Source organism: Pseudomonas sp. LFS074, from assembly GCF_047978165.1.
Classification (GTDB): Bacteria; Pseudomonadota; Gammaproteobacteria; order Pseudomonadales; family Pseudomonadaceae; genus Aquipseudomonas; species Aquipseudomonas putida_P.
On sequence record NZ_JBFPFV010000001.1, the window covers coordinates 3679841 to 3692592 of the forward strand.

Annotated in this window: 11 protein-coding genes; 8 read left to right on the forward strand and 3 right to left on the reverse strand. The window is 64.5% G+C overall.

Features of this window, described 5'->3' with window-relative positions; all coding sequences use genetic code 11:
- Both ACNQP3_RS16745 and ACNQP3_RS16750 read right to left on the reverse strand, forming a co-directional pair.
- Complete coding sequence (locus ACNQP3_RS16745; protein WP_179028181.1) at positions 1–1383, reverse strand: aspartate aminotransferase family protein; 1383 nt, start codon at positions 1381–1383, stop codon at positions 1–3.
- 42 nt (positions 1384–1425) lie between these two features.
- Complete coding sequence (locus ACNQP3_RS16750) at positions 1426–2268, reverse strand: helix-turn-helix transcriptional regulator (RefSeq protein ID WP_012272872.1); 843 nt, start codon at positions 2266–2268, stop codon at positions 1426–1428.
- Between the two features lie 281 nt (positions 2269–2549).
- On the opposite strand from ACNQP3_RS16750, the gene ACNQP3_RS16755 reads away from it, so the two are divergent.
- The gene (locus tag ACNQP3_RS16755) at positions 2550–3944 is read left to right on the forward strand and encodes an APC family permease (RefSeq protein WP_012272873.1); all 1395 of its coding nucleotides are present in this window, start codon (positions 2550–2552) and stop codon (positions 3942–3944) included.
- A 118-nt stretch (positions 3945–4062) separates the two neighbouring features.
- Positions 4063–5643, forward strand: a complete 1581-nt coding sequence (locus ACNQP3_RS16760; RefSeq protein ID WP_069942391.1) for an aldehyde dehydrogenase (NADP(+)) — start codon at positions 4063–4065, stop codon at positions 5641–5643.
- Positions 5644–5673: 30 nt separating this feature from the next.
- Here ACNQP3_RS16760 and ACNQP3_RS16765 read toward each other — a convergent pair whose 3' ends face one another.
- Positions 5674–6540, reverse strand: coding sequence for a LysR substrate-binding domain-containing protein (locus ACNQP3_RS16765; RefSeq protein WP_012272875.1), 867 nt, complete (start codon positions 6538–6540; stop codon positions 5674–5676).
- Positions 6541–6652: 112 nt separating this feature from the next.
- Here ACNQP3_RS16765 and phnD point away from each other — a divergent pair, with 112 nt between their 5' ends.
- The 6 genes from phnD (at position 6653) to ACNQP3_RS16795 (ending at position 12718) form a co-directional block, all read left to right on the forward strand.
- Complete coding sequence (gene phnD / locus ACNQP3_RS16770) at positions 6653–7522, forward strand: phosphonate ABC transporter substrate-binding protein (protein ID WP_012272876.1); 870 nt, start codon at positions 6653–6655, stop codon at positions 7520–7522.
- Positions 7519–8319 carry a phosphonate ABC transporter ATP-binding protein gene (phnC, locus tag ACNQP3_RS16775; RefSeq protein ID WP_060493862.1) on the forward strand — a complete coding sequence of 267 codons (801 nt, stop codon included), beginning with the start codon at positions 7519–7521 and terminating at the stop codon, positions 8317–8319. The genes phnD and phnC overlap by 4 nt, the downstream gene beginning before the upstream one ends.
- Complete coding sequence (gene phnE / locus ACNQP3_RS16780; protein ID WP_264316248.1) at positions 8316–9134, forward strand: phosphonate ABC transporter, permease protein PhnE; 819 nt, start codon at positions 8316–8318, stop codon at positions 9132–9134. The genes phnC and phnE overlap by 4 nt, the downstream gene beginning before the upstream one ends.
- A gap of 202 nt (positions 9135–9336) precedes the next feature.
- On the forward strand, positions 9337–10425 hold the full coding sequence (gene psrA / locus ACNQP3_RS16785) for an iron-containing alcohol dehydrogenase PsrA (RefSeq protein ID WP_041166735.1): 1089 nt from the start codon (positions 9337–9339) through the stop codon (positions 10423–10425).
- Positions 10426–10513: 88 nt separating this feature from the next.
- Positions 10514–11809: an MFS transporter gene (locus tag ACNQP3_RS16790; protein WP_060493864.1), complete on the forward strand. Its 1296-nt coding sequence runs from the start codon at positions 10514–10516 to the stop codon at positions 11807–11809.
- Between the two features lie 42 nt (positions 11810–11851).
- On the forward strand, positions 11852–12718 hold the full coding sequence (locus tag ACNQP3_RS16795) for a LysR substrate-binding domain-containing protein (RefSeq protein ID WP_012272881.1): 867 nt from the start codon (positions 11852–11854) through the stop codon (positions 12716–12718).
- Positions 12719–12752: the final 34 nt, after the last annotated feature.

Sequence of the window (12752 nt, forward strand, 5' to 3'; positions counted from 1 at the left end):
TTAGAGCTTGCCGACCAACCGCGCCGTGCGGTCAACGGCAATCCGGGTTTTCTCCACCAGCTCATCCAGCTCGCTGTGGTTGGCGATCAAGGCCGGCGCCATGATCATCCGGCCCAGGGTCGAACGAATGATCACCCCTTCCTCGAAACCAAAGGTGCGGCACTGCCAGGCCAGGTCGTTCTCGTTGGCAAAGCGCTTGCGCGTCGGCTTGTGCTCGGCGAACTGCAGCGCCGCCACCAACCCTGCCCCCTGCACCTGGCCGATCAACGGGTGATCGGCGAACACCTCACGCAGGATGCGTTGCAGGTACGGCCCGGTGTCGTCCTTTACCTGGCGCACGATGCCTTCGTCGCGCAACGCTTTGAGGTTGGCAATGGCCACCGCCGCCGCCACCGGGTGGCCGGAATAAGTCAGGCCGTGGGCGAACACCCCGCCACGCTCCACCAACGCCTCGGCAATGCGCTTGCTCAGCACCAGGCCGCCCATCGGCACGTAGCCGCTGGTCAGGCCCTTGGCAATCGACAGGGTGTCGGGCTCGAAGCCGAAGTATTCATGGGCGAACCATTCGCCGGTGCGGCCAAAGCCACCGATCACTTCATCGGCGCACAGCAGCACGTCGTACTGGCGGCAGATGCGCTGGATTTCCGGCCAGTAGCTTTCTGGCGGGAAGATCATGCCGCCCGCGCCCTGGAACGGCTCGGCAATGAAGCCGGCAACGTTTTCGGCACCCAGCTCGAGAATTTTTTCCTCCAGTTGCAGGGCGCAGCGGCGGCCGAACTCGGCCGGGGTCAGCTCGCCACCCTCGGCGTACCAGTACGGCTCGTCGATGTGCGCCACGTCCGGAATCAGCCCACCCATTTCGTGCATGAACTTCATGCCGCCCAGCGCCGTGGCCGCCAGGGTCGAGCCGTGGTAGCCGTTCCAGCGGCCGATCATGACCTTCTTGCTGGGCTGGCCGACCACCTGCCAGTAGCGGCGCACGGTACGGATCAGCACCTCGTTGGCCTCGGAGCCGGAGTTGGTGTAGATCGCGTGGCTGTAGTGCCCTGGCAGCAGGCTGAACAGCAACTCGGACAGTTCGATCACTGCCGGGTGGGTGGTGTGGAAGAACATGTTGTAGTAGGCCAGCTGGTCCATCTGCGTGGCGGCGGCGGCAGTCAGGTCACGGCGGCCATAGCCAAGCTGGGTGCACCACAGGCCGGACATGCCATCCAAGTAGCGCTTGCCCTCACTGTCCCACAGGTGCAGGCGCTCGCCACCGACGATCACCCGTGGCCCTTCGGCGTTCAGCGCCTTCTGGTCGAGGAAGGCATGGATGTGGTGGGCGGCATCGGCTGCCTGGTAGTCGCGGGTCTGGCGTTGCGGGGCGAAAGGCGCGTTCATTGTTGGTTTTCCTTTGCGGTGGGGTTGCAGGGTGGCTGGCACTCAGCGCAGCTTGCCCATGTAGCTTTCAAGCGGGTCCTTGCCCAGCACGCCCTGGGCATTGGCCAGCGCGTCGATGAACAGGGAGAACAGCTCGGACTGGGTACCGATGTCGAGCTTGGCGTAGACGTTCTTGCGGTGCGACTTGATGGTGTCTTCCGACACCCCCAGACGCTCGGCCAGCGACTTGGTCGAGTGACCGCGCAGAATCAGTTGGGCGATGCGGCATTCACGCTCGGTCAGCAACGAACTGCCGAAGTTGTTCAGCGCGGCGTGGATGCGTTGCTCGAGGATGTTCTCGAAGCGCCCGGCGCGGCTGTCCAGCCCGGCAAAATGCTTGCTGAGTACCGCCAGCACCCAAGGCGTGACAAGCCCGAACAGCGTGCGGCTTTGCCCATCGAGCTTGTCGGTGAAGGCCAGCGAAACCGCCAGGCTTTGCCCGTTCGCCACCTGCAGGATGTAGTTGAGTTCATCCTCAAGGTGCGAGTGGCGGTAGAACGACTGGTAGTACTCGCTGACCTCGAAATGGTCGGGCGCCACCTCGAACAGGCCGTAACAGCCGGATTCGACCTGTTCCACGCAAGCACCGTAAAACGGGTCGAGCAGGTAGAAGCCAGACAGGTAGCGGCTGACATTGCCCTCGGGCTGCCAAGGCGCCTTGTCGTCCTGCTCGAACAGCGCGCAGGGCATGCCATCGTGCGGGTACAGGTACACCGTGGTGGCCTGGATGGGCCGGATCACACCCAGTGCGGCAAACAGGTTGGCGGCAAAGCCCGGCCGGCCGATTGCCTCGGTGACCTTGGCCTGGTGCTCGAACCAGTGTTCTGAAAGCAATTGAGTCGTCACTGTGGGCCTGCCGTTTCTTTTCAGTGGCACCGCCGCCTGTGCGGTGCGTTGTTGACCAGATACTCCCACGGCCCTGCGGACACCGAAATCACCCTTTGGGGTGAGCCGGACAAGGTCCGCCCCTGCTCACCCCAAAGGGTGATTCCGGGTGCCTGCAGGGTGTGGGAGCATCAACCCGCCCAGCGCTGCGAGCCTTTCGCTCGACCTCCTTGCACAACGCCCACCGGTAGCGAGCCTGCTCGCGTACTGCGGTGTCCTGCATCCCTTTCCAGGAGTTAGCAATGCATACAACAACAAGTACAGCCCATAGCCCCGCACATAGCCCCACCCCGCATGCACCCACACAACCCGACGCCAGCACCGGCCGCTTGCGCAAGTCCATGGGGATGACCGCCCTGGTGCTGTTCGGCCTGGCCTACATGGTGCCCCTGGCCGTATTCACCACCTACGGGCTGGTCACTCAGATGACCAAAGGGCACCTGCCCACCGCCTACCTGCTGACCCTCGCCGCCATGCTGCTGACCGCCTACAGCTATGGCCGCATGGTCCAGGCCCACCCCTACTCCGGGTCGGTCTACACCTACACGCGCAAAGCCTTCGGTAGCCACATCGGCTTCATCACCGGCTGGACATTGCTGCTCGACTACATCTTTCTACCGCTGCTCAGCTACCTGCTGATCGGCATCTATATGTCGGAATACTTCCCGGCCATCCACGCCTGGGTGTGGGTGGCCGGCTCCATAGCCCTGGTCACCTTCCTCAATCTGATCGGTATCGAGTCGATCACCCGGGTCAACTGGATCCTGGTGGTGGTGCAGCTGGTGTTCATCATCGTCTTCGTCGCCCTGTCCGTGCTCAAGCTCAGTGGGCAGGCAGAGCCGGTGTCGCTGCTGGCGCCCTTTCACCACGAAGGCTTCAGTGTGCCGCTGATCATGACCGGCGCCGCCGTGCTGTGCCTGTCGTTCCTCGGCTTCGACGCGGTGTCGACCATGGCTGAGGAAACCAGCAACCCAACCTACCGCATTCCCGTGGCGATTCTGGCCGTGTCGCTGATCGGTGGCCTGCTGTTCCTGGTAGTGTCGTACTGCGCACAGATGGTGTTCCCCGACTGGGGCAGCTTCGCCGACCCCGATTCGGCCTCGGTGGACGTGATGCGCCGGGTAGGCGGCGAGCTGCTGGTAACCGCGTTCACCGCCACCTACGTGGCCGGCTGCTTCGCCTCGGCCATGGTGTCCCAGGCCAGCGTATCGCGCGTGCTGTTCGCCATGGGGCGCGACGGCGCATTGCCGCGGGCATTCGGCCAGCTGGCGACGAAAAAGCGCGTGCCGGCCACGGCCATCCTGGTGGTCAGCCTGGTGTCGATGATCGCCCTGGTGATCACCCTCGATACCGTCGCCAACATGATCAGCTTTGGCGCGCTGTTCGCCTTCTCGGCGGTGAACCTGGCGGTGGTCAAGCACTACCTGGTCGACCAGAAACTGCGCGGCGGCCGCAACTACCTGCTGTACGGTGCCATTCCTGGGCTGGGTTTTCTCAGCACGCTGTGGCTGTGGAGCAGCCTGACCAGCCTGTCGTTCACCATTGGCCTGTGCTGGCTGGGCATGGGCCTGGTAGTGCTGATGGGCCTGACGCGCGCATTCCGGGTGAAATTGCCGGAGTTGCAGATGGCCGAATGAGGCCGAACGTCGGGTGATAACTGGCCGTTATCACCCGATCCGTATTAATCATTATTCAGCCCCCCGTTCGCCCCCTACAGTCCAACCCCAACGACAGTCATTGCCAACGGGAGACGAAATGTCCATCGAACACCGCCTGAACCACATCGCCGGCCAACTCAGCGGCAACGGTGACGTGCTGCTGAACAGCGTCGACGCCCATACCGGTGAGCCGCTGCCCTACGCCTTCCATCAGGCGACCGGCGATGAGGTCGAGGCCGCCGTGCAGGCCGCCGAGGCCGCCTACCCGGCCTACCGCAGCACCCGCCCGGCCCAGCGCGCCGCCTTCCTCGACGCCATCGCCGACGAGCTGGACGCATTGGGTGATGACTTCATCCAGCATGTGATGCGCGAAACCGCGCTGCCCGAAGCGCGCATCCGTGGTGAACGCAGCCGCACCAGCAACCAGCTGCGCCTGTTTGCCGAAGTGGTACGCCGTGGCGACTTCTACGCCGCTCGTATCGACCGCGCCCTGCCCCAGCGCACCCCGCTGCCGCGCCCGGACCTGCGCCAGTACCGCATCGGCGTGGGCCCGGTGGCCGTGTTCGGCGCCAGCAACTTCCCCCTGGCCTTCTCCACCGCTGGCGGGGACACGGCCTCGGCGCTGGCTGCCGGCTGCCCGGTGGTGTTCAAGGCGCACAGCGGGCACATGCTCACTGCCGCCCATGTGGCCGCAGCCATCGACCGCGCGGTGGCCAGCAGCGGCATGCCGGCAGGCGTCTTCAACCTGATCTACGGTGCCGGCGTGGGCGAAGCGCTGGTCAAGCACCCGGCCATCCAGGCGGTCGGTTTTACCGGTTCGCTGCGCGGTGGCCGCGCCCTGTGCGACATGGCGGCGGCACGCCCGCAACCGATTCCGGTGTTTGCCGAAATGAGCAGCATCAACCCGGTTATCGTCCTGCCCCAGGCGCTGCAAGCCCGTGGCGAGCAAGTCGCCGGCGAACTGGCCGCCTCGGTGGTGGTGGGTTGCGGGCAGTTCTGCACCAACCCAGGCCTGGTAGTGGGTATCCGGTCCGCGCAGTTCGAGCGTTTCGTGCAAACACTGCTTGCACGCATGGCAGACCAAGGCCCGCAGACCATGCTCAACGCTGGCACCCTGCGCAGCTACCAGAACGGTGTCCAGCACCTGCTGGCGCACCCAGGTATTCAGCACCTGGCCGGGCAACCACAAACCGGCAACCAGGCCCAGCCACAGCTGTTCAAGGCGGACGTAAGCCTGCTGCTGAACGGCGACCCGCTGCTGCAGGAAGAAGTGTTCGGCCCGACCACCGTGGTGGTTGAAGTGGCCGATGCGCAGCAACTGACCGAAGCACTGCGCCATCTGCAGGGCCAGCTGACGGCCACCCTGATTGCCGAACCTGACGACCTGGTCGCCTTTGCCTCGCTGGTGCCTTTGCTGGAGCGCAAGGCCGGGCGTCTGCTGCTCAACGGCTACCCGACCGGTGTGGAAGTTTCGGATGCCATGGTGCATGGCGGGCCTTACCCGGCCACCTCCGACGCACGCGGTACGTCGGTGGGCACCTTGGCGATCGACCGTTTCCTGCGGCCGGTGTGTTTCCAGAACTACCCGGATGCGCTGCTGCCGGATGCGTTGAAAAACGCTAACCCGTTGGGGATTGTGCGTTTGCTCGATGGGGTGAGCAGCCGCGAAGGGGTGTGATACCTGCCGCGTTGAACTGGCACGGCACCTTTAGCCGTGCCAGCCTTGAAGGGTGCGCTGAAACGACGCAATGACCTGGCTGCCCTGTCGCTCGGCCAGGTAGTACAGGTAGGTTTCGGTATACACCGAGTCCTGTGCGATGCGGATCACTTTCAAGCGGGGGTCGGCGATGTATTCTGCCTCGGACACCGCACCAATACCCATGCCACGAATCACCGCCTCGCGCAGCGCCTCGCGGCTGCCGATCTCCATGACGATACGCGGTGTTACCTGGGCAGCATCCAGTGCATTGTCCAACGCCAGCCGCGTAGTTGAACCTTGCTCACGGCGCAGCAACGGCTGCCCCTGCAACGCCTGCAGCAGAACCTGGTCATGACGGGCGAACGGGTGATCGGCGCGGACAAACAGGATCACCGCGTGCCTGGCATAGCGTTGTGCGACAAACGCCGGGTCATCATGCAGCCCTGCCAACACGCCGATATCGGTCACGTAGCCCTGAAGATCGGCCAGCACCGACGCCGAGTTGCCCACGCGAATCGATACGTCGATCTGTGGATACGCCTGCCGGTAGCGGTCGACCATCTCGATCACATGGAACGGCCCCACCGCACCGATCTTCAGCTCCCCCCGGTTAAGCTGGCCACTGTCGCGCAGCAGGCTGGTGGCCTCGGCTTCGAGCATCCACATCCGCTGCGCAATCGGCAACAAGGCGCGGCCAACGGCGGTCAGCTCGATGCGCCGGCCACGGCGGTGGAACAGTTCGACGTTGAATTCGCGCTCCAGCCCCTGGACCTGGTTGGTGGCGGTCGGCTGGCTGAGGCCAATGGCCCTGGCCCCGGCACTGAAGCTGGCATGCCGGGCCACGGCAAGGAACGTACGCAAGCGGGCGGTGGACATCCATAGATCCTTTGAATGGTTGGCTGGCGAAACCCATATTGAATTGATGGCGTGACTGTCACATGACAGCCCTAGTTTTGGCACTACCGACAACAACCACTCCGGTATTGCCATGACACCCCTCCCGAAACTGTTGCGCTGTGCCCGCCTTGCCCTGCTGCCACTGCTGCTCGCCCCCACCGTGCAAGCCCAGCAGGCGCTGACCGTCGGCCTGATCCCGTCGGAAGACTCCCAGGCCATGATCAAGAGCAGCCAGCAAGTGCTCGACCAGTTGCAGGCGCGCCTGGGCATGCCGGTCAAGCCGTACGTTGCCACCGACTACAACGGGGTGATCGAAGCCCTGCGCGCCGGCAAGCTGGACGTCGCCTACCTCGGCCCGTTCTCCTATGTCCTTGCCAACCAGGTAGCAGGCGCCGAAGCCTTTGCCGTGGCAGTGACCAGGAAGACCGCCAGCAGTGCCTACCACAGCCTGATCATTGCCCGCCAAGACAGCGGCATCCGCACGCTCGACGACCTCAAGGGGCATACCTTTGCCTTCGTCGACCCCAGCTCTGCCTCCGGCCACCTGTTCCCCAAGGCCGGCCTGGAGCATGCCGGGCACGACCCGAAAACCCTGTTCTCGCGGGTGATCTTCTCGGGGTCGCACGACGCCAGCATCCTCGCCGTGGAAAACCGCAAGGTCGATGCCGCCGCCGTGGCCGACCGCATCCTGGCCGGCGCCGTGAACAGTGGCCAGGTCAAGCAGCAGGACTTCCAGGTGGTGTGGACCTCGCCAGACATTCCCGAATCTCCGATGGTCTGGCGCAAGAACCTCGACCCCGAACTGCAGGCCAAACTGCGCGGTGCGTTTGCCGAGATCAAGGATGTACCGTGGGGTGACCAGGGCATGCTCAATGGCTTCCAGCCAACCACCGATGCTGCCTACAACGTGGTTCGCGACACGGCCAAGGTGCTCGACCTCGACCTGCGGAGCCTGAAATGATCCGCATCCGCCGACTGGCCAAGGGCTACGCCGACAACCCGGTGCTGCGCGGCATCGACCTGGACGTTCAAGCCGGTGAATTCGTGGTGATCCTTGGCCAGTCTGGTGCCGGCAAGTCCACCCTGCTGCGCTGCATGAACCGCCTGGCCAAGGCTGACAGCGGCGAGCTGCAGGTAGCCGGGGTAAACGCCATGCGCGCAGCCGATCAACGCGCCCTGCGCCGGCAAGTGGCAATGATCTTCCAGCATCACAACGTGGTGCCGCGCCTGTCGGTGCTGAAAAACGTACTGACCGGTCGCCTGGGCCACTGCAGTACCCTCACCTCGCTGCTGCAGCTGTTCCGCCGCGACGACGTGGCATTGGCCCGTGACTGCCTGCGCCGGGTGGAGCTGGAGCACAAGGCCGGCTCACGCACCGATGCGCTGTCTGGCGGGCAGATGCAGCGGGTGGGCATCGCCCGTGCGCTGGCCCAGCGGCCCCAGGTCATCCTGGCCGACGAGCCGGTGGCCAGCCTCGACCCGAATACTGCGCAGGTGGTAATGCAGTACCTGCGCGAAGCCAGCCGCACCCTCGGCATTACCGTTGTGTGCAACCTGCACCAGGTAGACCTGGCCCGGGCCTTCGCCGACCGCATCGTTGGCCTGGCCAGCGGGCGCCTGGTGTTCGATGGCCCGCCTGGGCACTTGGACGAAGCAGCCCTGCAGCGTATCTATCACACGCCCTCATCCGATGAGCCCGCAGTATCACTGGCCGTGGCCCGGCCGATGCTGACCACCGGCACAGGAGCCTCGGCATGAACCCACAAAGCCACCAATGGCTGGTCAATACACCCACCCGCGCCCGTGGCTGGCTGGGCACTGCCGCACTGCTGCTGGCAGTGGTCCTGGTGTTGCAGTGGAGCGCCGAAGGCGCACAACTGAGCTGGGCCGAGTTGGCCAACGGGCTACCACAGATCGGCGATTTCCTTGGCCGCTCGCTGCCGCCCGACCTGAGCATCCTGCCAAGCCTTTGGCAGCCGGCCCTGGAAACCCTGCAAATTGCCCTGTGGGGTACCTTGCTGGGGATCATCCTCGCCCTGCCACTGGGCTTTCTCGCGGCGCGCAACCTGCACGGCAACCGCTGGCTGTACCAGGCCACCCGGCAGGTGCTGAACGTGATTCGTAGCATCAACGAACTGATCCTGGCCCTGGTGTTCGTCTCCGCGGTGGGGCTGGGGCCCTTCCCAGGCGTGCTGGCCCTGGCGATGCATGGCGTGGGCATGCTCGGCAAGTTCTTTGCCGAAAGCATCGAGGAGATCGACCAAGGACCAATTGAAGCGCTGCAGGCGACCGGTGCACGGCCACTGCAGGTGATCGCTTTCGGCGTACTACCACAGGTGATCACCGCCTGGATCGCCGTGGTGCTGTACCGCTTCGAGGTGAACCTGCGTTCGGCCACGGTACTGGGTATGGTCGGTGCCGGTGGCCTGGGCTTCGAGCTGGTCAGCAGCCTGAAACTGTTCAAGTACCAGGAAACCGCCACCTGCATCCTGGTCATCACCGTGATGGTGGTATTGGCCGACCTGGCCTCCAACCGCCTGCGCCATGCGATTCAGGGCAACGCCCGCCACTGATCCACAGCCCTACCCTCGACACAAGCAACCTGCCACGTGCGCCCGCTGGGCGCGCGACGGGCAAACCATGCCTGGAGTTCCCGCAATGCCCGCACGTCCCGTTATCGGCCTGGCCGATAGCACCCTGCAATCAATCGATTGGAACGAAAACCGCCAGCCGTCGAGCATGGCCGCACCTTCCAACAACAATAAGGAACTGCCCATGCCTGCCTGCTTCCACAACCCGGTCACCACCGTTTTCGGCGGTGGCAGCCTGGACCAGATCGCCGAACACTGCCCTGGCAAGGTCGCCTTGGTTACCTTTCCCGAAGCTGCGCAGCTCGGCCTGCTGGCCAGGGTGCGCAGCCTGTTGGGCGAGCGCCTGGTGTGCGTGATCGACAACGTCCAACCCAACCCCGATGTCGCCTGGCTGCGTGGCGTGCACGAAGCCTTTTGGGCCCAGCACGGCGATTGCGATACGGTGCTGGCATTGGGGGGTGGCAGCGCCATCGATACCGCCAAGGCACTGATCGTCGGTACCGCTTCAGGCCGATTCGACGAACTGCTTGACCTGCTGGCCAGTGGCAAACCGTTTGTTCCGCCCCGGCACAAGACCCTGGTAGCCGCGCCGACCACGGCCGGCACCGGCAGCGAGGTGACGCCTTGGGCCACCCTGTGGGACGCCGGCCAGCAGAAGAAGTACTCGCTGCACCTGCCCTGCACCTGGCCCAGCGTTGCATTGATCGACCCGCAGCTGATGCTCAGTGTGCCGGCTGCCGTAACCGTGTCCACCGGGCTGGATGCCTTGTCCCACGCGCTGGAGTCGATCTGGAACCACAACGCCAACCCACTCTCCGACACCTTCGCGCTGTCGGCCATCGAGGACATCCTCGACTGCCTGCCACGCCTGCAACAAGACCTTGGCAACCCCGAACTGCGCGCACGCATGGCCTTGGCCGCACTGAAGGCTGGGTTGGCCTTTTCCAACACCAAGACCGCGCTGGCCCATTCCATTTCCTACGAAATGACCTTGCGCCACGGCCTGCCCCACGGCATTGCCTGCTCGTTCACCCTGCCGCTGGTGCTGGGCCTGGCCTGGGGCCGTGATGCCGGGCGCGACCAGACCCTGCAAAAGGCGTTCGGCCACGACCTCGCGGCAGCGCAACAGCGCTTGCGGGCGTTTCTTCACCGCCTGGGCGTGCGCACCGAGTTCGAAGATTACGGCGTGACAGCCGCCGAGGCCGAGGCGATGATCGACGCCGCCCTGCAGGGCGCCCGCGGGCGCAATTTCATCGGCGCGCAAGCCGCCTGATCTTCTGCGTTTTTCCTGTAGCACCTTTCAAGAGTGCCGACTCGCCGAGCCCCATGGGCCGGCGCCAGAGAACAAAAAGGAAACCGTCATGAACCGCGCACAAACCCTGACTGGCGCAATGCCCAGCACCCTGCCGTTTCGCCTTGCGCAATGGCGCATGCTGCTGGCCGCGATGTTCTGCTACTTGTTCTTCTACACCGGGCGGCAAACCTTCGGCTTCGCCATCCCCGGGATCCAGGCCGAGTTCGGCCTGAGCAAGGAAACCCTCGGCTGGGCCTCCACCGCCATGCTGTGGATGTATGCCGTTGGCCAAGCCATCAATGGCAACCTCGCCGACAAGTTCGGCGGCCGACGCATCATGAGCATCGGCGCCGTGTTGTCGTGCGGCGCCAACTGGGTCACCAGCTTTGCTGGCGGTTTTCTCAGCCTGATCCTGCCGTGGGGCGTCAACGGTTATTTCCAGGCCCTGGGCTGGGCGCCCGGCAGCCGCCTGCTTTCAAACTGGTGGGGCGCTGCCGAGCGCGGCAAGGTGTATGGCTTCTATGTGTTCGCCGCTGGCTGCGCATCGGTGCTGTCGTATGTGACCTCGGTGGTGGTGATCGATGTGCTGCACCTGGAGTGGCGCTGGATTTTCCGCTTGCCTGTGCTGCTGATGCTGGCCGGTGGCATCGTCTTCTACCTGGTGGCGCGGGAGCGCCCGCAAGACATGGGTTACCCGGCGCTGGACGACACTGGCGTGGCCAACGCCGAAGACCGTGCCAACGAGGCCAGCCTGGGCGGTGAAGAAACCTCGCGCCAACGTTACCTGGCCGTGCTGAAAAACCCGCGCCTGCTGGTGGCAGCGGTGTCATTGGGCTTCCAGAACGCCGCGCGGTACGGCTTGATCGTCTGGGTGCCCGTGCATTTCCTGGGTGCCAACTGGCAGAAAGGCGACAGTTTCATCGACCCGAAATGGATCACCATCGCCTTGCCGGTAGGCATGGCCGTTGGCGCGCTGAGCAATGGCTGGGTGTCGGACAAACTGTTCGGCAGCAAACGTTACCTGGCGATCATGCTGTACATGGTGCTGGGCGCGCTCACCAGCCTGTGGATGTGGAGCCTGCCAGCGCACAGCGCGGTTGGCCTGCTGGCGCTGTTCCTCTGCGGTTTCTTCGTCTACGGCCCGGCATCGAGCTTCTGGGCGCTGTGCCCGGACCTGGTCGGCGCGCGTCGCGCCGGCACCGCCACCGGCATCATGAATTTCGCCTCGTACCTGTTCGCCGGGCTGGCAGAGCCGCTGATCGGACGTATGCTCGACACCACCGGCAACACCTCGCTGATTTTCATCGTGGTCACCAGCGCCTGCGCCTGCAGTGCCCTGGTCGCCCTGTTCGTACGCCGCTGAGGGTGCCTGCCATGTCGTCCATGCCATTGCCAAAGAGGTGTCATGTACCAGTACCACAAGTGGTTGCGCTCATTTCATGCGGTGGCGCGCACCGGCAGTTTCACCCAGGCCGCCGAGTTGCTGAGCATCGGCCAGCCAACCATCAGCGAGCAGGTCAGTGGCCTGGAAAAGCGCTTTTGCGTGGAACTGTTCCACCGTCGAGGGCGCTTTATCGAGCTCAGCCCGGCAGGCCGCCAGCTGTACGAAATTACCCAGGGCCTGTTCGGCCAGGAGGACGAAGCGCTGCAACTGTTGCAGAGCTTCCAGCAGCGCAAGCAAGGCATGTTGCGCATCGGGGCGGTGTCGCCGCCGATTGCCATGAGCCTGACCTACGAGCTGATGCAGCGCTACCCGCAGATCGAGCTGGAAACCTCGTTCAGCAGCGAAGCCGGCACGCTGGAGCGGCTGTACAACTTCGACATAGACCTGGCCATCCTCGCCCTGTCGGAGTTCGACCAGCGCCTGAGCACGCGGCTTTACCGCACTTGCCCGATTCTGGCGGTGGTGCGCGACGACCACCCGTGGGCGCGGCAGGCGAGTGTCAGCGTCAAGGACATTGCCGGCCAGCGGGTGGTATTGCGCGAAGCGGCATCGCGCACCCGGCAACTGGTCGAAGAAGGCTGCCGCCAGCATGGCGTGACACTGGATTGCGCGATGCAGTTGAACAGCCGCGAGGCCATCGTGCATGCGGTGGTGCATGGTATTGGCGTGGGCTTTGTCTCGGCAGTGGAGTACGCCGACCGCCCCGGCACGCGCTCCATCGCCTTTGCCGAAGACCCGTTCCACATCCATTACTACCTGTGCTGCCTGGGCATCCGCCGTAACCGGGCGATCATCGCCGAGCTGTTCGACGCGCTCAACGCGCACTGATGCCCCCATGACCACCGCGAGCCTGCCAGTGTGC

Bases quoted from the DNA above. Each gene is read 5' to 3' on its own strand.
- ACNQP3_RS16745 (WP_179028181.1), bottom strand. From the start codon at position 1,383: ATGAACGCGCCTTTCGCCCCGCAACGCCAGACCCGCGACTACCAGGCA.
- ACNQP3_RS16755 (WP_012272873.1), top strand. From the start codon at position 2,550: ATGCATACAACAACAAGTACAGCCCATAGCCCCGCACATAGCCCCACC.
- ACNQP3_RS16760 (WP_069942391.1), top strand. From the start codon at position 4,063: ATGTCCATCGAACACCGCCTGAACCACATCGCCGGCCAACTCAGCGGC.
- ACNQP3_RS16765 (WP_012272875.1), bottom strand. From the start codon at position 6,540: ATGTCCACCGCCCGCTTGCGTACGTTCCTTGCCGTGGCCCGGCATGCC.
- phnD (WP_012272876.1), top strand. From the start codon at position 6,653: ATGACACCCCTCCCGAAACTGTTGCGCTGTGCCCGCCTTGCCCTGCTG.
- phnC (WP_060493862.1), top strand. From the start codon at position 7,519: ATGATCCGCATCCGCCGACTGGCCAAGGGCTACGCCGACAACCCGGTG.
- phnE (WP_264316248.1), top strand. From the start codon at position 8,316: ATGAACCCACAAAGCCACCAATGGCTGGTCAATACACCCACCCGCGCC.
- psrA (WP_041166735.1), top strand. From the start codon at position 9,337: ATGCCTGCCTGCTTCCACAACCCGGTCACCACCGTTTTCGGCGGTGGC.
- ACNQP3_RS16790 (WP_060493864.1), top strand. From the start codon at position 10,514: ATGAACCGCGCACAAACCCTGACTGGCGCAATGCCCAGCACCCTGCCG.
- ACNQP3_RS16795 (WP_012272881.1), top strand. From the start codon at position 11,852: ATGTACCAGTACCACAAGTGGTTGCGCTCATTTCATGCGGTGGCGCGC.